Origin of the sequence: Oceanobacillus neutriphilus (genome assembly GCF_014645515.1) — a bacterium.
Lineage (GTDB): Bacteria > Bacillota > Bacilli > Bacillales > Amphibacillaceae > Oceanobacillus > Oceanobacillus neutriphilus.
The window spans coordinates 1-20567 of sequence record NZ_BMLW01000017.1 but is presented as its reverse complement, the minus strand read 5'-3'; the positions used below and the strand labels follow the sequence as shown (position 1 = coordinate 20567).

At 36.4% G+C, this 20567-nt stretch carries 17 protein-coding genes; 11 read left to right on the top strand and 6 right to left on the bottom strand.

What is annotated here, in order from left to right; translation table 11 throughout:
• The first annotated feature begins 64 nt into the window (after positions 1-64).
• On the top strand, positions 65-1294 hold the full coding sequence (locus IEX29_RS22635) for an MFS transporter (RefSeq protein WP_229720342.1): 1230 nt from the start codon (positions 65-67) through the stop codon (positions 1292-1294).
• 603 nt (positions 1295-1897) lie between these two features.
• Here the strand turns inward: IEX29_RS22635 and IEX29_RS22630 are convergent.
• On the bottom strand, positions 1898-3334 hold the full coding sequence (locus tag IEX29_RS22630; RefSeq protein WP_188737509.1) for a DUF6179 domain-containing protein: 1437 nt from the start codon (positions 3332-3334) through the stop codon (positions 1898-1900).
• Positions 3335-3337: 3 nt separating this feature from the next.
• Positions 3338-3805, bottom strand: a complete 468-nt coding sequence (locus IEX29_RS22625) for a DUF6323 family protein (protein ID WP_188737506.1) — start codon at positions 3803-3805, stop codon at positions 3338-3340.
• A gap of 347 nt (positions 3806-4152) precedes the next feature.
• On the opposite strand from IEX29_RS22625, the gene IEX29_RS22620 reads away from it, so the two are divergent.
• The 3 genes from IEX29_RS22620 (at position 4153) to IEX29_RS22610 (ending at position 7311) form a co-directional block, all read left to right on the top strand.
• Positions 4153-5166, top strand: coding sequence for an ROK family protein (locus IEX29_RS22620; RefSeq protein WP_188737505.1), 1014 nt, complete (start codon positions 4153-4155; stop codon positions 5164-5166).
• Between the two features lie 62 nt (positions 5167-5228).
• Positions 5229-6443 carry an MFS transporter gene (locus IEX29_RS22615; RefSeq protein ID WP_188737503.1) on the top strand — a complete coding sequence of 405 codons (1215 nt, stop codon included), beginning with the start codon at positions 5229-5231 and terminating at the stop codon, positions 6441-6443.
• 67 nt (positions 6444-6510) lie between these two features.
• Positions 6511-7311: an HAD family hydrolase gene (locus IEX29_RS22610; RefSeq protein ID WP_188737501.1), complete on the top strand. Its 801-nt coding sequence runs from the start codon at positions 6511-6513 to the stop codon at positions 7309-7311.
• 391 nt (positions 7312-7702) lie between these two features.
• On the opposite strand, the gene IEX29_RS22605 is transcribed toward IEX29_RS22610, so the two are convergent.
• Positions 7703-8371 carry a YvcA-related protein gene (locus tag IEX29_RS22605; RefSeq protein WP_188737499.1) on the bottom strand — a complete coding sequence of 223 codons (669 nt, stop codon included), beginning with the start codon at positions 8369-8371 and terminating at the stop codon, positions 7703-7705.
• Positions 8372-8821: 450 nt separating this feature from the next.
• Between IEX29_RS22605 and IEX29_RS22600 the strand changes: the two genes are divergently transcribed.
• The 3 genes from IEX29_RS22600 (at position 8822) to IEX29_RS22590 (ending at position 11172) form a co-directional block, all read left to right on the top strand.
• On the top strand, positions 8822-9151 hold the full coding sequence (locus IEX29_RS22600) for a PadR family transcriptional regulator (protein ID WP_188737497.1): 330 nt from the start codon (positions 8822-8824) through the stop codon (positions 9149-9151).
• 199 nt (positions 9152-9350) lie between these two features.
• On the top strand, positions 9351-10523 hold the full coding sequence (gene tnpB, locus IEX29_RS22595; protein ID WP_188737495.1) for an IS200/IS605 family element RNA-guided endonuclease TnpB: 1173 nt from the start codon (positions 9351-9353) through the stop codon (positions 10521-10523).
• A 61-nt stretch (positions 10524-10584) separates the two neighbouring features.
• On the top strand, positions 10585-11172 hold the full coding sequence (locus IEX29_RS22590; RefSeq protein WP_308423664.1) for a permease prefix domain 1-containing protein: 588 nt from the start codon (positions 10585-10587) through the stop codon (positions 11170-11172).
• Positions 11173-11477: 305 nt separating this feature from the next.
• Here IEX29_RS22590 and IEX29_RS22585 read toward each other — a convergent pair whose 3' ends face one another.
• Positions 11478-12377 (bottom strand): alpha/beta hydrolase fold domain-containing protein, encoded by a 900-nt coding sequence (locus tag IEX29_RS22585; RefSeq protein WP_188737493.1) that lies wholly within the window; start codon positions 12375-12377, stop codon positions 11478-11480.
• 745 nt (positions 12378-13122) lie between these two features.
• On the opposite strand from IEX29_RS22585, the gene IEX29_RS22580 reads away from it, so the two are divergent.
• Positions 13123-13515 (top strand): c-type cytochrome, encoded by a 393-nt coding sequence (locus tag IEX29_RS22580; RefSeq protein WP_188737491.1) that lies wholly within the window; start codon positions 13123-13125, stop codon positions 13513-13515.
• Positions 13516-13785: 270 nt separating this feature from the next.
• On the opposite strand, the gene IEX29_RS22575 is transcribed toward IEX29_RS22580, so the two are convergent.
• Positions 13786-13956 (bottom strand): hypothetical protein, encoded by a 171-nt coding sequence (locus tag IEX29_RS22575; protein WP_229720341.1) that lies wholly within the window; start codon positions 13954-13956, stop codon positions 13786-13788.
• Positions 13957-14211: 255 nt separating this feature from the next.
• On the opposite strand from IEX29_RS22575, the gene IEX29_RS22570 reads away from it, so the two are divergent.
• The 3 genes from IEX29_RS22570 to IEX29_RS22560 all read left to right on the top strand — a co-directional run bounded on the left by IEX29_RS22570 (position 14212) and on the right by IEX29_RS22560 (position 18264).
• On the top strand, positions 14212-16083 hold the full coding sequence (locus IEX29_RS22570; RefSeq protein WP_188737487.1) for a serine hydrolase domain-containing protein: 1872 nt from the start codon (positions 14212-14214) through the stop codon (positions 16081-16083).
• Positions 16084-16285: 202 nt separating this feature from the next.
• Positions 16286-17809, top strand: a complete 1524-nt coding sequence (locus tag IEX29_RS22565; RefSeq protein WP_188737485.1) for a plasmid pRiA4b ORF-3 family protein — start codon at positions 16286-16288, stop codon at positions 17807-17809.
• Positions 17810-17913: 104 nt separating this feature from the next.
• Positions 17914-18264 carry a hypothetical protein gene (locus tag IEX29_RS22560; RefSeq protein ID WP_188737484.1) on the top strand — a complete coding sequence of 117 codons (351 nt, stop codon included), beginning with the start codon at positions 17914-17916 and terminating at the stop codon, positions 18262-18264.
• Between the two features lie 192 nt (positions 18265-18456).
• On the opposite strand, the gene IEX29_RS22555 is transcribed toward IEX29_RS22560, so the two are convergent.
• Entirely contained in the window at positions 18457-19842 is a 1386-nt protein-coding gene (locus tag IEX29_RS22555) for an FAD-binding oxidoreductase (RefSeq protein ID WP_188737482.1), read from the bottom strand.
• Positions 19843-20567 lie beyond the last annotated feature (725 nt).

The window sequence follows — 20567 nt, the reverse complement described above, 5'->3', positions numbered from 1 at the left end:
TCCTCTTAAGGAGTAAAAGAAGAAAGGAGGTCATTCAGCTTCTGACAAAGGGAAGTAGCTGTTGTTGATATTAACAACAAAATATCTGAAGAAAGAAGGGAAGAAAATGAATCAGGAACGAAATATTAAAAAAGCTCAAAAAAGCGTCTTGTTAGTTGTAACTTTAGCAATCTTCACTGATATGCTGCTTTATGGAATGATTGTTCCTATTTTGCCGGACTATGCTGAAAACTTAGGTATATCACAAACTGCAATCGGTATTTTATTTGGCAGCTATGCAGCTGCTTTATTAATTGCCACACCAATATTTGGTGTTGTTTCAGACAAATTTGGAAGACGTGGTCCAATGCTGTGGGGAATTTTAGGACTCGGTGTCGCTACACTGTTATTTGCGTTTGCGAATACTTTTTGGCTATTACTCCTTTGCCGTGTTTTACAAGGAATTGCTGCAGCTGCCACCTGGACATCCGGTCTTGCATTGCTTGCAGACTTTTATCCATCGAAAGAACGGGGAAAAGTCATGGGAATTGCTCTATCGGGGCAAGCTGTGGGGACCTTGTTGGGCCCAGCTTTCGGAGGCTGGCTCTACCAATTAGGGGGCTATATGCTTCCGTTTTTTATAGCGGCAGGAATTGCCTTAATCGATGGGCTGTTACGAGTGTTTCTATTGAAAGAAGAGCCTCACAGAAAGGAAGAGGAACCATCAGGAGCGTTCCGTTTATTGAAAAATCGTTCTTTGCTCATGGTTGGCGGGGCAGTTGTTATCGGTGCTGCTATTCCCAGTGTGCTGGAACCGACATTTCCAACCTATTTAAGAAATGTGTTTGATGCATCACCAGGAGCTATCGGTTTATTATTTGGTGTACCTTCACTTGCTTATGCGTTTACAGCTCCCATTATTGGAGGTCTTTCCATCAAAATCGGTCATCCTAAAACAATTACTATTGGTTTAGCCATTACTGCTGTTTCTCTGGTACTCGTTGTTTTACCGACCAATATATGGCTGCAAATTGCTGCATTAGCTTGTATCGGTATCAGTATGGGAACGGTACTCGCACCGACACTTCCTGAACTTGCTGATATTGCACAGGAAAGCCAAACCCAAGCATACGGTGTTACCTTTGCCATTTATAATACGTCATATTCTGCGGGAATGATGATTGGACCAATGATTAGTGGAGCAGCCTCTGATTTTTTCGGTTTACTGCTAAGTTATTTTGCAATAGGGCTTGTCGTTTTGGTATATATGCTCATTTTTACTGTGATGACACCTTCGAAGAGAAATACGGGATGATAAAATAAATGCTTCTCAAGTAGCAGATCAGATTTATACGTATGCGGTGAAATGGAAGGACTGGATTCATTTTACCGCATACTGGTTTTCAGGAGAATTTGATATTACTATAAGTATAATTTCATACAGTACTCATTAGATACCGGAAATAAAAAATAATTCAGTGTATTAATGAATGAACCCAACTGTTTGCAATTTTTTCTGGACTTCGTGTTAAATAATTAAACGTTATTTAACACAATAAGAGCGGAACTTCATTTTATATAAAGAAAATCAGACCAGAGTCCAATAGTTTATTTAAGACTTATTCACTATTATCGGAAAAACCGATGCCTTAAGATGCGCGAATAGTCATTAGATTCTAAAGTTATGATCGAGTTTATTCACTGTCTTAAATCAGGTTAAATTTATTTTAAACTGGCGGTAAGTCTCCATCTCAATAATTTGAAGCTTATTAAACCGCAAGAAGAGGAGCCTGACTGCCAGTATAATCCACAAACATAGCTGATACAATTCACTGCTTATTTCGCGCAGTTCTATTCCTTTGTAGACAGGAAAACTTAAGGGAGATGAAGTAATCATTTTCCTTTCAATAATTTCTGCCTAATGAAAGGATATATCCTCATAATTGATTTCATAAATAAGATTTCCTATAGCTTTAATGCGCTCATCTTCCAACTGCTGCATAAATTCAATATAATGTATTTCCCACTCATTCTCTGCTTCGATTCCATCCTCAATAATATCTGACAAATCATGCGTAGCATCCCGTAATTTCTCATAAAATATGATTTTGGCTAAAATAGCTAGTTCAATATCTCCAAAAGTTCTAAAAAGAGCTTCATAATCCCCGTTAAACAGGCATCCTGCATGGAGCAGATCCAGATAATCATGCAGTGAAACAAAATGTCTCCGGATGAACAGTGCTTTTTCTTCAGAATTGCTGATTTCTAAGATACGGTCTACTAAGCTGCGCATTTGTATATCACTCTTTCGATCATTCTCATCTAACTTGAATACCATTGTTTTTTCATGTTCTTTTATTTCTCGGATAATAAGCGTTTCGAAGCTGCCGATTTTTGCAGCATTATTCACCCTTTGAACGAATTCACCGCGGTACAAATCGATGTAATCAATGAGAGCCTGATTTGTTTGCAGGGTTTTCTGCAGCTGATCAAGAGCTTGATGAATCAACTTCGTCCTTTGATCAGCAGGGGCAGCTGTTAACATTCGATTCAGCTGCTCAAATTGAATTCCCGAAATCCGGACATTATCAGGTTTTCCTCCGGACAGCAGTGAAAAAACAGCATTATTTATCATTAGCTCAAACATATTAAACAGCTCGATTTGGTAATTAAAGCGACTTATTTTTCCGAAATTTATTAAGACAAACATTACATCCTGAAGACTAAAAAAGCGGCAGAATTCTGTCTCTATTCGTAATCGCTCTAAATACTGCCGTATATAAAAAACGCCCTGAAGCCGCATATCATCAACAGCTAAAGGATAATCAATGCTTGCCATAGTATTTTGGGCTTCGAAAATAATATCATAATGTTTTATAAATACAGGTAACGATTCATCAATAGTCATATGATAAGCATCGACCGGCACATCTAATTTGATATTTTTAACTTCTTGATACAGTTGTTTTGTTTCTTCAAAATAACAGCGGAGTAATTCAACCCCTTTAGAATGTATATCTTTTATACTTTCCTTATTTAAATGAGTAAGTGCTTCATCAGGATTCTTATATTGAAGAGTATAAGTATCGATAGCATAAAGCAGGGATGTCATGATTCCTTCCGCTGTTTCCGTTGTCACTGAGGTACTTGCCTCTTGAGTATACCGCAGGATTAATCGCTGAAGAACCTGCACCATCTCTACTTGTATCTGATAGACTTTTTGACTTGAGATGACTCCTGACCGCTGACCTTCCTGCAGAAGAGAGAGGGTATATTGGTTTCGTTTTAACCGTGACCGATCAATTCTTATATTAGAAATCTGCCGGGAATGACCTGAGTTGTTATCAAATTCCATATATTATTCATCCCCTTTAAATATAGAATCAGGAAGTGTTATATCTCTTCTGAAATTCTCCGCGAATTCTTCCATTTTACTTCTTAACAGTTCGATAGAGCCTGCACAGGATCCATTATAATAATCATTCATCAGTTGAATAAGCTTTGCATCTTCAACTTTATCTTCCGTTTCATTTTTAAGATAATAAAAAATCTCCTGAAGTTCATTCAGTGTATCAACATAGTACTCCTGGTTCATATAAGGGGAGACGGAAAACACCTCAATTAACTCCTTTAACACACCGTTGCTCAATTCAATTCTCGCATGATCACGCAGCACTTTATTTCTGGATACCACCAGTGACTTCGCATCATCTGGCGTTAGAACTAAATTCCGCTCTTTTGTTTTCTCATTTAAACTAACCAGATCCATTATTGTATTGGAATGATGTGATTGTTGGATGGAATTCAGCATATCGGATAAATTCATAGGATATCACCTTTCCTGTAAGGATATTTAGAACGCAAAAAAGGGCCCCCTGGCCAAGGGAACCCTATTATATAACTAAAAATAATAAATGTAAATTATAGCATAAAATAATTTTTTTGTCAACTTTTTAGCTCAAACTTAAATATCTATGAACTGTCAACGCGCAGCGCTTTTTAACCCCGGTAAATTATTTATTCCAGTCCCAATCCCGTGGAAGAAAACCCTGCTCAATGAAGTTTCACTTTATGACAATATCCTGCAAATTCTCTTTACAATAATTTGTTTATCATTTATATTTATTAAAGGCACTTAATAAAGTACTTTAATGAATGTGGGAGGTGGTTTGATTGAAAGAAGAAAACAATCCTATTAGACAAAAAAATTTGGAAAAATTGAAAGCGTTGCTGTTTAAAAAGAGAAAAGCTATTAAAGCAGAGATGGTTAAAGACACCGGCCTTAGTGTAGTTACTATTAATTCATTGGTTAAAGAATTAGTGAAGGAAAACATATTTTTGGAGAATTCTTTTGTACAGCAAAAGACAGGGCGGCCGGCAGCCGATTATATTTTTAATTATGACAAATCATTTTATCTTCTCGTTTCAATTCAAGAAAAAAAGAGTGCAGAACGGAAAAGGAACTTGGAAACAATCATTAAAATTGTAAATTTGGATGGAGATGAGAAAGTTTCTGATATAGTCGATTTTCCGAATAATACAGATGACCTTTTGCAAATCATTGATAAATATATTCATAGAGAATATGAAATTGAAAGAATAGGGCTGACGCTGCCCGGGAAAATTTTTGAAGGTGTTATTACATCCAGTTGGGAAAATATGTTTGATTCCTGGAATATTGAAAAAGAACTGAAAAAAATAACGGATATTCCTATAAAAATACAGAATGATGCACATATCATGACGATGGGATATTGTGTTGGAAATAATCTTACGAATGAAAGTGTTGTTGGAATCTATTATCCAGAAAAAAGTATGCCGGGAATAACCATACTTTCTAAAGGTGTACTTATAGAAGGGCAGAAAGGGTTGGCCGGTGAAATAAAATACCTTCCGATGCTTATGGATAAAGCTGCTCCAGGTACGGATGAAGAATTAGTCCATAATCTTTCAGAAATTGTAGCTATTTATAATGCTGTTGTAGCTCCAAGTATTTTTGTGATTTCCTCTGAAAATATAGACGAAGAAATGATGAAGCGACAAATTGGAGGTAATACGCATCTTTCCAGGCAGCCAAACAAACCTGTCATCTATTTTGACCGAAATTTCCAGCAAAGCATAACAGTTGGCTTAAGATGGTTAGTTACGAAAGACACGATTTATAAAATTAACTTTCAGGAGAGGTGACTGTAACTATAATTTTCATTTTAAATCTTCATGGAAAGATAAAAATTAAAAGGAGATAAAACATGGCAGTATATCTTTTACTAATTATTTATTTAGCTTTTATCAGTTTAGGACTACCAGATTCATTATTAGGAGCAGCATGGCCGGTAATGCAATCAGATCTTAGCGCCCCAATTGAAACAGGCGGAATCCTTTTTATGATGATTGCATTTGGTACGATTATTTCCAGCTTAGTTAGCGGGAGGATACTTAAATTGTTCGGTACTGGCAAAGTAACCTTTGTCAGTGTCTTAATGACTGCCATTGCTTTATTAGGGTTTTATTTTGCTCCATCGGTAATTTGGTTAATCATTTGTGCCATTCCTCTTGGTTTGGGAGCTGGAGCTGTTGATGCGGGGTTAAACAATTATGTAGCTACCCACTACAAGGCGCATCATATGAGCTGGCTGCATTGTTTTTGGGGGATAGGAGCATCCCTCGGACCGATTATAATGGCGTATTTTATTTCTGGGGATAATTCTTGGAGAAACGGGTATCTCGTTATTGCCGGTATTCAATTTGTATTGGTTTTGATTCTCTTTTTCTCTTTGCCTTTATGGAACAAAGTAGTCCACAATAGTACGCATAGCATACCTGATCAGAATGGAGATGAAATCTATCAAATGAAGGATGAACCTATAAAAAAAATAAAGCCAACGCAAATAAAGGGAGTTAAACTAGCGCTTGTTTCTTTCTTATTATATTGTGGTGTTGAAGCAACGGTAAACCTTTGGGGAAGCAGTTTCTTAGTAAACATCAAAGGATTAAATGCAGCAACAGCAGCCAGTTGGGTTTCTATGTATTTTGTGGGGATAACAGCAGGAAGGTTAATAACTGGTTTTATTACCTTTAAAATAACGAATCGCACACTGATTAGATCTGGCCAAATCACAGCATTAACAGGTGCCGTTATTCTGTTACTGCCACTGCCCGCCTTTTTTTCACTTGCTGGCTTTATCATTATTGGGCTTGGTCTAGCTCCAATATTTCCGTGTATGTTACATGAAACACCGTCGCGATTTGGAAAAAAACATTCTCAAACAATAATGGGTTATCAAATGGCTGCCGCTTATACAGGCACTACATTTATGCCGCCTGTTATCGGTTTCATTGTATCTCACACAACGATGGGAGTCTTTACGATTTGTATTATTATTTTTATTGCAGTAATGATTCTATGCTCAGAGAAATTAAACAGCTTGCTGAAAACATCTCAATTATTAAAGCAGGAGAGGTAGAAATACAGATCGTCTTAAATAGAGTTCTTAAATGGATGAATTTATTTACAGAGCGGGAGGATATTATATGATTAAATTGATATTAACAGATATGGATGGTACATTTTTGAATAACAGTGGTGATTTTAATCGGGAATTGTATAAAGATGTTAAAAAGATAATGAAGGAAAAAGGTATTGTATTTGCACCTGTTACAGGGAAACAATGTGAACGTGTGGAGACATTATTTGGAGACGATGCAAATGATTTATGGATTCTGGGAGACAGCGCAACCCGAATCAAGCATCAAGGTAAATTTGTTTATGAATCATTGTTAAGCAATAAATTAGGACTGAAAATTATTCACTTACTTGAGGAAATAAGCTCGAAACATACGATTATCGCATGTACGAAAGAGGCAGCGATTGTTAAACAAAACCTTTCACCGGATGAAATGAATGTTGTCAAAGGATCATATACACAGATAAGGCAGGTTGCTGATTTTAATGAAATAACGGATGATTTTATTAAGATAACAGTTCATGATCCATCCTTAAATTGTTTTGAGACAAAAGAGAAATTATCTCCATTTTTTGATTCAGCTTACATTGTTGCCTCTGAAGCAGCCTGGATTGATATTGCAAATGCTAATGTTCATAAGGGGACTACTGTTGAACATTTACAGCATTTATTAAATACGACCCCGGAAGAAACGATGGCGTTTGGTGACGGTTATAATGATTTAGAGCTTATGGTCCGTTCGAAATATAGTTTTGCGGTTCGTAATGCAGTACCGGAATTAAAAGATGCCGCGAATTACATCGCTCGTTCCAATGAAGAGGATGCTGTAATGGAGACGATCATTCAAATGTTATCTTTACAGGGATAATGGTATGATTAGAAAATGAGCTGTATAAGCTTTTTACAATTGTTATAATGCTAAGAGGTACGTTGAGAAAGAAGAATTACCGTTTGTGTTTACTGGTTTTATCGCGCAGAGTAATCCCGATCCCGGCATTTTGGCAGTGCGGAACTCGGGTTAGCTAACTGCAAGAAAAGTTTGTAATTAATATTCAATGGTCTTCTTCCGTGCGGTTTTTAATACTGGCTGTCTGTGCAGTCAGTATTTATTTTGTATAAGAAACTATAAAAATATTGCTTTTAGATAGCTATAAATACATTCCGATTTTATACTAACGTGTTGGGTGTTTTAGAAAACCTTTCATTATCATTTGAAAACACTGCCAATTATAAATTCTGTTTTTTTCTTTATGATATGATTAATCGTTTTCGGGGAGAATCAATTCTATGGATTTAAATTGTTCCATTATTTTTTCTCTATCCTCTTTTGTTAAAGGTTCACATCGATCCATCTCTTCAGAATCCAGGCATCTTGCCATCAAAGAAATTTGAATCTGTTGACCCGCTTCATTCCATACTATCGCTAAGATAGTGTGGTTGTTCTCATCATATTGAAATTCTGCAACATCTAAATATTGATTTTCATAAGCTGTTTCTATTTTTTTGAAATTTAAATCCTTATCAGCACTTGCTGACATCATTCTCATACTATCTTCTGCAGTGCCCATAGAGCGATAATATTGCATAAAAGAATGGACATGAACATTTCTGTTCTTTTCTACATTTCTTATTTCAACTGTTTCCCTCTCGTTATCAGAACTTGCGAAATGACTCCGATACTCCACTTTCATCTCTTCAGGAAAGTCCATGGTAAAGCTTTCTGATTCCGATAAAAAAGGGTAATACCCTTCTCGTACTGGCTCTGCGGACTGTAAAAATCCTCTTGTAAAGTCATCTTTAAATGCTGGTGCTTCTGGTAATTCATCAAGCTTCATTTCTGAAGGCTTTCTATTTTCTTCTTGTATACGCATATCGCAGCCACCTGCGATGATTAGTATACATACAAACATGACGATATATTTTTTCATTATATATTCCTCCAGCGTTTCTTCCTTTCTTTAACATTAACTATAAATAAATTACTATATATTTTCAATATTCCTGTAAAAAATAATGTTTTTATAAAGAGATATGAAACCTGTTTCCAAAGAAAGAACAGGTAAAATTTTAGGGATGACTGATCTTTCTAATGCAGAAAAAATCTTCATATTACATGCTTGATTTCCGTAGATTTATAAACCTCAATACAGCTTGTGATTTTGCTATAACAGAAAGAGTAATAAATGATATAATTACTATTCCGATATAATAATAAGTAAATGGTAATAAATGCTTATTAAATTGAAATGATTTATTTAATAGACCTTTCAAATAATTAGGAGCATCAATTTTCTTTAATTATAATTACTTTGACACATAGAGTAATCAGTGATAATATTACTCTATCAGATATAATTATATGATGAGGAAGGATTATTATGATTAGAAGTGATATTATCCGGGGGCACCTGGAATCGATTATACTGCGGCTGATTTATGAAAATGATCAGTATGGTTATGAAATATCAAAACAAATCAGCTTACGGACAGACAATCGTTTTCAGATTAAAGAGGCAACATTATATGCTGTTTTCCAGCGCCTTGAAAAGAAAGAATTAATCGAGTCGTATTATGGGAAAGTGTCTCATGGCGGGAAGCGAAAATATTACAGAATTACGATGTTAGGTAAAGCATATTTAAAAGAGACAGCCAGGGAATGGAAGGAAACAAAGGAAATTATTGATTTGTTTATGGAGGGATTAGATTGAATAAGATAAAAAACCATGTAGACGATTTATCAAAAAAGGAGAGGAAACTCCCTCTTCAAGCGCGTAGAGGTAAGGGGGAGATGAATCTCCTATGCACATAAGATTGCTTTTGGGTGTCTCGACTGTCCAATACTAAATAGAACAAATGTTCCAAAAACGCCCTTCTTCTGATATAATAGACAGGAGGAGGTTAGAAGCTATGAAAATAACAAAAGCATTTCGTTTTCGTATCTATCCGAACAAAAAACAAATCACCTTCATCCATAAGACAATCGGATGCTCCCGCTTTGTCTACAACTATTTTACAGGAAAACAAAAAGAAAAAGACCACTATTGGCACACGGTGAATGAAATGGTACAAAACGGGCAGCTTCTTCAAAATAATTGGAAGGGCGAATTTTTCAATAAAAATAAGGCAATCAAAGCAGTTCGGGAATTAAAGAAAACCTATCCTTTCCTCAAAGAAGTCGATAGTATTGCCCTTCAAAAAGCGGTGGAAAACGTGAATGATTCCTATACGCGTTATTATAAGAAGCAGAATAAGGCACCTCGTTTTAAATCAAAAAAGAATCCTGTTCAATCGTATACCACGAAACATGTCAATGGAAATATTGCCATATTCGATAAACATATCAAACTGCCCAAGCTCGGATTGGTTCGTTTTGCTAAAAGTCGGGAAGTGGAAGGACGTATTATCAATGCAACAATCCGGCGCAACCCATCAGGAAAATACTTTGTTTCGATTGTAGCGGAAACGGAAGTCGGGCACATTGAAAAGACTGGTTCCTGCGTAGGCATTGATGTTGGATTAACCGATTTTGCAACCCTTTCTGATGGAATGGTGTATGAAAATCCAAGATTTTTCCGGATATTAGAAGAGAAATTGGTAAAAGCGCAAGTAATTCTGTCCAGGAGACAGGCTGGCTCAGCAAATTGGCAGAAACAAAAACGAAAATTAGCCCGGCTTCACGAAAAGATTGCTAATAAAAGAAAAGACATGTTGGATAAAATTTCCACCGAGATAGTCAAAAACCACGATATCATCGGAATAGAAGATTTGTCTGTGAAAAACATGTTGAAAAATCGAAATCTTGCAAAAGCAATTAGCGACGTATCCTGGTCAGCGTTCCAAACGATGCTGGAATATAAAGCGGCCTGGTATGGAAAGCAGGTTGTTACGGTCGCTAAAAATTATCCATCCAGTCAGCTGTGTTCTCATTGTGGACACCAAAACCAAGAAGTTAAAAATCTCGCTTTGCGTGTATGGACGTGTGATATCTGTCAAAGCCATCATCAAAGAGATATTAATGCAAGCAGGAATCTTCGTAAGGAAGCATTACGGATAACCGCAGGGACTGCGGGGATAGCCTAATCCATAACTGGCCAATGGGTTGGTGTTCTTAGGAATCTCCTACTTCAAGCAACCTTTACGGTTGATAAGTAGGAGTAGTTCAATTAAAGATATTCCAAAGAGTGAGGAAAAAGAAATCATCAAGCAAGAAATTTTTCAGAATCTGGAAGAAAAAGTATACGATTTGATGGCACAGGGGAAAGAAGAAGAGGATGCTGTCAATAAAGCTATCGTGGAATTTGGTAACATTGATGAAATAAAAAACGAGTTAGGTGTTTATCGCGTAAACAGTGATGGAGATGAAAAAAGAATTGAAAGAGCAAAAATCGATTTGAATTTTTCTGTCTGGGGGAGTATTTTATTTATTGCCTTGATGGTTTTTATTAATTTGTACTATTCCCCATCAACAATTTGGTTTGTTTATCCGACCTTCGCTATTTTATGGTGGCCAGCTCTTTTATATTTTATCAGATCAAAAAGATATTTTGGACTGTCTGTTTTCGGAACCTTTTTAACCGTTGTATTTTTCATTGTGGTGAGCGCGATTTCCACACCAAATATTATTTGGGAAGTATATCCGATTTTTCTAATTCTGTGGTGGCCATTGAGTATGTATTTTTACGGTTCTAATAAAAGAAAGAGCCGCAATAAAAGAATCCGGCAAGTATAGCAGGAAGGAATTAAATTTTCTAAAAAGGATTTGGTACATATGAAAAGGAAGAACCAAAACACATTAGACTCTCTATTTTTTACATCATCAGATGACATCTCCCCATCTAATAAAAGAGTATTGCCTTGGAGATCCTTTCTTCTTATCTGCGGAGGTTGGATCTTATTCTGGTATTTGACACCGGGACTACATGCTAATGGCATAGGCAGCATGTTAATAAAAAATAACGAAAATTCTATTATTCTAGAAACAATCACTGCATTAATTATTGTAATCTTATTGATGTTAATGCATAAACGCTATAATCAATTATTGATAATATCCACTATTTCTCTGGTCGCTATTTTTGCTTCAGGAATAGGATAAAGTACAAAGATGTGGTTCATTTTCGGATATTCAAAATAATTTATTTTCACTTTTTCCGCTCTCAGTCTGTCTCTGAACTTTCTGGCATCGGGTAAAAAAACTTCATGTGTCCCGACAAATAAAGTAATTTCTCCCAACCCGTGTATTTCTCCATTTATTGGGCTGAGTAAATAATAATTCGGATCTGTGTCTCCTGCATACGCTTTACCCATTTCAATTAATCCATAAATACCCAGCATTGGATCTTTACGTTCCAGCACAGCAGCATCTGGATTTTTCATTGTAATATCAAGCCAAGGTGAAATTAAGATGATATGCCGTGGCTGTGATAAACCTTTTTCCAGGAGCAATTGTGCTAACGCTAATGCAAATCCTCCGCCGGCTGAGTCTCCCATCAAGGTAATGTTATCTTTACCGAATGTCTTTAAAATCCATTCGTATATCGGAAGAACTTTATCAAAAGATTCATTATATTGATGATTAGGGGCTTTGGGATAGATAGGAACGAAAATTTTAGCATCTGTTTCTTTTGCTATTTTTCCAAGGAAAAGCCAGTGGAACACGGATGGTTGTTCTATATATCCGCCTCCATGCAAATAGATTACAGCTTTTTCGGAAGTATTTGTTTCTTGGTTAAAGATATAATAGTCCATTCCATCAATCTTTTGTTTTTTAATATTAAATTTTCTTTTAATAAATTTTGGCAAAACATAAGGCTTCTCATTTTTAATTTGTTTTTCTTTTAAAAATTTAGCGTATAATTTATGATTGGTAAAATTATTTTTATTACTAAGCCGTGTGAGTAAACGTTCTGCAGCCCAGCTCTGAATACTTCTCATAATTGCTTCCTCCTGTATATCATTAATCATTTGTTTTTATTTACATTGGTCAATCTATTTTGAACAATAATCGCGACAATGCCATAGTTAAAGTAACTTTTAAGTATCTGAAAGCTGTAGTATATGTATTGCTTCATCGATAAACCAGCAGGTAACTTTGTAAGGATAGAACTGGTACAATCTCATTTAAACAAACTAAAAAACCATCATTTCAGTATAAAACAAAAGAAGATGGCCGTTTTCCTAAACTTCTGTAATACCAATTTTTATATGGATATATTGAATGTCTAAATCTATTATAATAAATAAGATGCAATTTCTAAACACCATACAAGTATATACTCTTCTTCAATATTTATCATCTTTAAATGGGATTGCGTTTATTTCATTTGTAATCAACGGAACGATTGGAAAAAGGGGGATTATTTTTTACAGTAAAAGGTCAATTTGTTTGGAAAATATACAGTTCATTTTGCCTGACTTTTATTAGATTAAATACTGCGAATATTTATATAAATTGATGAACAGAACCCTGTAAAAAGAGAAATGACATCTTCTTTTCTTAGCAGGGGAAGCATATTATGTATTAATCTTACTGAAAACATTACAGAATGGAAAGGGTTTAACGAGTAATTTTTAGTGGGTATTTTGAATCTATTTTTATAAGCAGATATATGGATATCAAAAGAAAAAAAGAGTAGTATGAAAATTGAAAATAATTTTTTAAAAAGGGGGGTAACTTAAAATGAAAAAGTTCTATCTCATGTTATTAGCCTTGATTCTAGTGTGTGTATTAGCAGCCTGTGGAGGAGACAGCAAGGATGAAGGCGCTGACAACACAGGTAGTGAAGGAGAGACGGAGACAGAGCCTGCAGGTGATGAAGAAGATGAGGGAGATGGAGAGTCTGCCAGTGTTGAAGCGGGAGAAGAGGTATTTCAAAACAACTGTACCGGCTGCCATGGTCAGGATATGGCAGGAGGAAGTGGTCCGGATTTAACAGAAATCGGCAGCAAATATTCTCAGAATGAGATTGCTGATATTGTTGAAAATGGAACAGACGGAGGAATGCCAGCTTTTAAAGATCTTGAAGGCGATGAATTGGATGAACTTACTAATTGGTTAAGTGAACATAAGTAATATGTACTGAAAAATTACAAGTATACATTGAAATTCTCCCTTTATAGCAGAAAGAGAAATAGCTCTAGCACGATAAAGGGAGCTTCTTTTTTGATTTTCCTGATAATTAATTACAGGGCTGCAAAGGAGTTTGAAATGCAAATATACTAACTCAACTTTCACACCTGAGAATAAACATCTATATCTTACCATACCAGGATAAACATGTTCTTCATTATCCTGCTTGCATTTTGTCATCTTTTTATTGAAATGCTGCTTCCTCTTCACTATTCACTTCAGAATACTGGCTACTAAAAAGAGCGGGTTAGGGAAGACTCCGATAGCATATACATCATTTTCTTCAGCATATTTTTCTGCTTCCTCATATAACTCGTGTTCATACATCCAACTCGTGTCAGATTTATCAATACTATTTTTATCCGCAGTTAATATGTCCGTCATGGTGGTGGTAAAAAAATTGCACGAGTTGTTCATATGTTTCATCGGATACACCTTTTATACCTTGTATATCTGGAAGGCAGAAAACTATAACCCTGTATCAAAAAAAGTGGTGCTCTCCGTTCGTAAAACCTGTTATTTTTAATAGAAAACGCTTGAAAATTATTAGAATTTTTTAAATAATAACTGTCAGAATATCTCTTTAATGGTATGATAAATACAGAATTTGTATATAAAAAGCAGAGGGAAGGTAACAAAATGATAAAAAGAATCAGCATTTTTCTCTACATATTCTTATTAGGGCTATGTTTTCCCAATCCTTTCTCAGCAGCGGAAAATTCAACGCCATCAGGGATACCGATTGATGAACTGGGGGAATTTATAGATAATTATGCAGAAGAATACATCGGTGATACCGTAGCCGGTGCAGCAATTATTGCTATCAAGGACGACCACATTGTTTTTTCCAAAGGGTACGGTTATGCAGATGTAGAAAATCAAATTCCGATGGATCCGGAGACAACCGTTCTGGAATGGGGATCTATTACCAAATTATTTGTCTGGGTCTCTGCCATGCAGCTCGCTGAACAGGGAAAACTGGATTTGGAGGAGGATATACGAAATTATTTACCGGACGGTTTTTTGACCAAATTAAATTACGATGATCCCATTACCATCTTGAACTTAATGCATCATAACGCAGGCTTTGAAGAGAATATTTTTGATTTATTATTCGATTCTCCAGAGCAGTTGGTTTCTTTGGAGCAAGTCTTGAAAACAGCAGAGCCGGAGCAGGTTTTTAAGCCTGGCGAGGTTGTTGCTTATTCCAATTACTCTACTTCTTTAGCAGCTTATATTATTGAAGAAATTACTGGCCAGCCATTTTATGAATATGTAGATGAACATATTTTTGAAGAATTGGAAATGAATCAGTCAACCATGCATCTGCCTGTGGAGGATAACCAGGAAATTGAACTCCATAAAGGAAAAGGATATTTTTCTGGAGAGAACGGAGCCTTTATAGAGTCAGAGCCTTTTTATATTTCCATGTATCCAAGCGGAGGAATAAATGGGACTGCAGCTGATTTGGCGAAGTTTGCGCAGGCTTTGATGCAATCTGAATCAGGCAATACTTCTTTATTTAAGGAAAACGGGACAGTTACCGAACTGCTCTCAACAAGCTATGCTCCCGAAGAAGACGTTCCGGGGCTCGCACACGGTTTCTGGGAGTACGATGGCGAGTATAGAGGTTTAACACATTCAGGGAATACGATTGCTTATTCCAGTAATATACAAATTGTACCGGAAGATAATTTTGCTATTATCATTTTAACTAATCAAGCGGATGAAATCGATCTTTTATTTGGATTGACAGACGAATTAGTGGGCAGGGGAGATCATACGGTACAGGAAAATCTTCCGCCGGCGTCTGAGGTAGAAGGATCTTATTTATCGGCACGCCGTACATATAACGGATTTATGAATCTATACACATACCTCGCTCCATTGCATGTAGAAGCTATGAATGATAGTGAAATTGAATTGGAATTAGGTGGTTTTAAAGCGACTTATATGCAAACAGATCCATATGTTTATAAATTAAAAAATGGAGATGACGTCTTTATACCAAGCAATGTCATGTATTTTCATGAAAATAATGGTAATGTCGTGCAAATTTCAACAACATACGCAGATTATCTCCCGATGGATAAAAGTAAAGCATTCTTATTTAGCAGCTTAGGGTTGTTTATTTGGTGCATGCTTTACTTTCTAATTAATCCGTTTGTCTTAGTAGTGCTGGCATTTATACAAAAAAGAAGAAAGAAAAAAATATTGGCGGTTACAAAATGGAATTGGATTTTGACACTTTCAGGTACTGCCCTGGCACTAAATATAGCACTGTTAATTATACGTATGTTAAATAAACCAATGCGGACGTATTCAGAATTGCTTCCTCATTTTATAGGAAATTATGTTTTTTCTGTTGTCAGTTTTATTTCCGTTATTATAGTGATTGTATTCTGGAGAAAAAAGCGGCTGTCTAAAGTGCAGAAGACTGGATATGTATTGACTTGCATCAGCAGTATTATGTTTATTGTCTGGTTGGTGATTTGGCAGATGTATTCATAAGCTGCCGCATTTAAATAGCCGGAAATAAGAAAGGAAGCTCTGACCTTTTGTAAAGAATTATGATTACTTCATTGTCTTGTTCTTATGCGCAGCTTTTGCATAGAAATAGTTGCATTTTGCCAGAAGAAGAGCTATCTTGAAAATAAGAATCAGATTAAGAAGCTGATAAACTGAAAATATAGTAAAAAAAGGATGTGTTTTCTTGGCTCTTCAAGTAAAAATCAGTATAAAAAACATGGAACAACCTGTATGGCGGACATTAATCGTATCAGAAGAGACAACTTTTGAAGATTTCAATAGCTATTTACAAATAGCGTTTGCATGGCCCGATATGGCTTCACATCTTTTTTTACAGGGTGATTACCGGTTTGGTTCGGAGACGAAGAATTTGTTTAAAGGTGAATCTGCTTTTAATGAAGAAGAGGTCACTTTAGCAGAGTTTTTGAAAAATATTGGTGACCGGATGACTTATATAAACGATGCAGAGGGCAGCCGATGGTATCATGAAATTATATTAGAACAAAAAGCAGATTTGCCAATGGATTTACCTTTGCCATTTTGTTTCGCCGCTGAAGGCAATGCACTTAAGGATAAGGAATTTGTTACGGAGTATAATTTAGAACCAATGGCAAATGAGGAACTTGTAGAATATATAAATGAACAGTTTAGTGAATTTTATGATGATTTGTTTTTCGAGACTTCAGAAGAAATAGAGCCGGATGAAGAAGAATGGAATGAATTATTTGATGCAGCTGATCAGGTGAAAAATAAAAAACCATGGCTGGAGCTTTATGATGATCAATTAATTGCTATCTGGTCAGAAGCGATAAATGATTATGCCTATTGCTCAATTATGGGGAATGCTGGAGAGAGCTATGGTGTTACCTGTTTCCTCGGCTCTAAAGGTTTATTATCGTTTTTTGATATTATGGATTCAGATCCATATGAAGACAATCCTGCACTTCTTTTCAATCAATACTCTGTCACAGTGGATTTTAATAATCGGGATGATTTGGATGAAGAAGAATATGAATTAATTAAAAAACTGGGCAGAAAATATCGCGGGAAGTATCAATGGCCTTCTTTTGTCAGTATGATTCCGGATCAATTGCCGTGGAGGATTAACCAGGAGGAGTGTCTTCTTTTAACGGAAATTCTATTAAAATTGGATGCTTTTCTTTCAGATACGGAAAACTTGTCTGAAAAGGTTCCGAGCTTCGGGAGAACCATGCTTGCTATTGATGGAAATGAAGAGTTAATATACTTATCAACTGATAAATTGCTTGAAGAAGCCCTGCAAGAACCTGTTTTAGAGCTGGATATGTCTGAAATAGAATGGAAACGAATGAGAAAAAAAGCAGAGTCTGCAAATGGAAAAGAAGTAGAAATGGCATTGATTCAAATGGGCGAACCAGTACAGAATACTCCAGATTCAAGACCTTTTCTGCCATATATTCTTATTCTTGTTGAACATGAAACAGGGGCCGTTCTTCATTATGATTTAGCAGAATCAGTTTATTATGCAGAAGGTGTGCAGCAGGCAATCTATCAGCTTCTTGATAAAATAGAAGTTTTACCGAAAACAATTTATATGATTGATGATTTCTTTGCTGTAAATGCGGAACCACTTTTTGATAAAATATCGATTCCTCTAGTGAAAACAGATGAATTAGAGGGTGTTGAACAATTTGTCGAAATGATGATGTCGGAGGATGGCCCGTTTTAAATAAATAGAGAATACTCGCAGTTCAGTTACTTCAAAATTATGAAAGTATCCATTTCTTTGGTGTATGAAAAAATAAGTTAAACAAAGAATAGGAGCGTAATTATATGAACAGGTCTATCGAAATAACCTTAACGATTATTGGCGGACTGTTCTATGTATTTTTAGTTGGAATGTATATGAAAGCAATAGATAAGGCATATGCAGAATCGAATAGTATGGGCGGATTATTAGAGGGGGGTACCATTGGTTTTGGAATGATGGGAATAGCAATCATTATCGGTGTCCTTGGCTTTGTTTGGTTTAAAGGGGACAAGAAGGCCAAAACTGCCAGCATGATGTTAATCATTTTTGCAGCAGTTTCCTTATTTATTACACAAGGCGGAACTTTTGTTGGAGCTTTCTTTTATTTCGCTGCTGGAATATTGGGGATGGTACGTAAACCAAAAAGCAGTTAGTACTTTGAATACTGTCTGTTTGACTGATCATTAGAAACTGTCAGCTGAAAAAAAATCAGCTGACAGTATTTTGGTGTTGAACCTTTATTTCATGGTATGAAAGCAGAAGGGAAGATAAACGAAATAACAGCTGCAATAATGGCAGGAATAGCAAAATACTTGTTTGCCAGAGCTCTTATCTTCTCAAGCATTTCATAGATTAACTCTATTATCAACATCTACAATTTTTGATGGATTCAGTATATTATTTGGATCTAAAGCTTTTTTGATATTTATCATGACATCGAGAGCTGCACCGTGCTCCAAGCGTTGATAAGGCTTTTTTCCGATACCTACACCATGTTCACCTGTACAGGTTCCGCCACGCTCTAACGCATAACGCACTACTTTCTCATTAAATTGTTTTGCTTTTTTCACTTCCTCTTCATTCTCCATATCGATCATGATTAACGAGTGGAAATTTCCGTCGCCGACATGCCCCAAAATACCTCCGGGAATTTGCAGCTTTTCTAATTCTTCGCCGGCATAGATCACGGAATTTGCCAATTCTGAAATTGGAACAGCGACATCTGTCAGCATCATTTTTTTACCAACATGGCCATGAATATAGGCATATGCTAAATTATGCCGGGCGTCCCATAAATGATTACGGGCAGCGGTATCTGTTTCCGAGCTGAAATTGTCACAGCCGTGATCCTGCATAATTTCCTGTGAAAATGCAAGATCCTCTTGTAATCCAGAGGCATTTCCATGGAATTCCAGGAAAAGGGTAGGCTTGGTAGGGTAATCCGTCTCACTGAATTTATTAATTTGTGTTACGGAAGCTTCATCAACAAACTCAACTCTTGCGATGGGAATCCCCGCATGCAAAATAGAGGTTACAGCTTCAATCGCGTTAGTAAGGCTTGGAAAAGTAGCCCGCGCAGCAACAATATGCTCCGGTATTCCATAAACCTGAAGTGTGAGTTCAGTAAAACAGCCCAGGGTACCTTCAGAACCGATGAAAAGACCGTTTAAATGATAACCGGAAGAGGACTTTGCAGCCAGATTCCCGGTATGAATCACGCTGCCATCCGCAAGCACAACTTCCATATCACGGACCTGATCACGCATAACACCGTACTTTACTGTAGTGGTACCGCTTGCATTTGTTGCTGCCATTCCGCCAAGAGTTGCGTTTGCTCCAGGGTCTACAGTGAAAAAAAGACCATACTTCTTTAATTCTTTATTCAGCTGTTCTCTGGTTACTCCCGGCTGTACTTTTACAAGCAAATCACTTTCTTTTATTTCCAGAATCTGATTCATTAATGAAAAATCAATCGTAATCCCTTTTTGGTAAGGGATAACATGTCCTTCCAGGCTGGTGCCGACTCCAAAAGGGGTTACCGGAGTTTGGAATTTCTGGGCAACCTCTATAATAAAGGAAACTTCTTCTGTTGATTTTGGAAACACGACGACATCAGGCATGCTTGTCTGATGATAGGTTTCATCTTTACTATGTAGTTCTTTTACTGTGTCATTTGAGGATATTTGATCACTTGATAATTTTGTACTTAAAGCTTGTATAACTTGTTCCATTTTTTTGCTCCCTTTCTTCATGAGAATTGAAAACCACATTGAACATAAAACAAATATATCATTTAATTTGTTATACTCATTATAATTGCTTTTCAGATTAATTCAATAATTGTAAAAGAATTTTAAATTTAACAGGATGATTTACCACGGAGGGTAGGGTGGAGAAGCAGCATCTAAAATTGATCGGTATTTTATTAAATTATTCAACTTTCGCACCTTAAAAAATAACTTGCTTATCACTGGGACGTGTGTTGGTCGTTCTTTCCATCTATCTCTTGACAAAGCATAAACTAAACTCTATCTAGAAAGAAGGTAACATGTAAGGCCACCGCTGAGGCGGACCGTTTTGCTTTCGACGTACAACTCTTTTCGATGGGGCGAGTAATCGCAAAAGCTCTTCGGTGGGACGAGTAACCGCAGTCCCAGTCCCAGGACGTACTAATGCAGGCGTTGCAACAACTCCTTTCGATGGGGTGAGTAATCGCAACCCCAGGACGTTGCGACCTTAGCCTGCCTAGGGGCATGCTCTTCAGCTAACTTTTGCCAAGAAGAGCACTTGGCAAAAGTGGGTCTTCAGATGATGCTAATCCCTCAGGAGTCAAAACGGTCCGCCTTCGCTATGAACTGCACCCTGTCAAGTAGACAGTAAAAAAACAAAAATCTATGCAACAGTCTGATACCGGTATTCTAACGGTGTCAGGCTATTTAAGTTCTCCTGGTAACGT

Coding starts and splice junctions, on each gene's coding strand:
- IEX29_RS22630 (WP_188737509.1), bottom strand. CDS start 3,334: ATGGAATTTGATAACAACTCAGGTCATTCCCGGCAGATTTCTAATATA.
- IEX29_RS22625 (WP_188737506.1), bottom strand. CDS start 3,805: ATGAATTTATCCGATATGCTGAATTCCATCCAACAATCACATCATTCC.
- IEX29_RS22615 (WP_188737503.1), top strand. CDS start 5,229: ATGGCAGTATATCTTTTACTAATTATTTATTTAGCTTTTATCAGTTTA.
- IEX29_RS22610 (WP_188737501.1), top strand. CDS start 6,511: ATGATTAAATTGATATTAACAGATATGGATGGTACATTTTTGAATAAC.
- IEX29_RS22605 (WP_188737499.1), bottom strand. CDS start 8,371: ATGAAAAAATATATCGTCATGTTTGTATGTATACTAATCATCGCAGGT.
- IEX29_RS22600 (WP_188737497.1), top strand. CDS start 8,822: ATGATTAGAAGTGATATTATCCGGGGGCACCTGGAATCGATTATACTG.
- tnpB (WP_188737495.1), top strand. CDS start 9,351: ATGAAAATAACAAAAGCATTTCGTTTTCGTATCTATCCGAACAAAAAA.
- IEX29_RS22585 (WP_188737493.1), bottom strand. CDS start 12,377: ATGAGAAGTATTCAGAGCTGGGCTGCAGAACGTTTACTCACACGGCTT.
- IEX29_RS22580 (WP_188737491.1), top strand. CDS start 13,123: ATGAAAAAGTTCTATCTCATGTTATTAGCCTTGATTCTAGTGTGTGTA.
- IEX29_RS22575 (WP_229720341.1), bottom strand. CDS start 13,956: ATGACGGACATATTAACTGCGGATAAAAATAGTATTGATAAATCTGAC.
- IEX29_RS22570 (WP_188737487.1), top strand. CDS start 14,212: ATGATAAAAAGAATCAGCATTTTTCTCTACATATTCTTATTAGGGCTA.
- IEX29_RS22560 (WP_188737484.1), top strand. CDS start 17,914: ATGAACAGGTCTATCGAAATAACCTTAACGATTATTGGCGGACTGTTC.
- IEX29_RS22555 (WP_188737482.1), bottom strand. CDS start 19,842: ATGGAACAAGTTATACAAGCTTTAAGTACAAAATTATCAAGTGATCAA.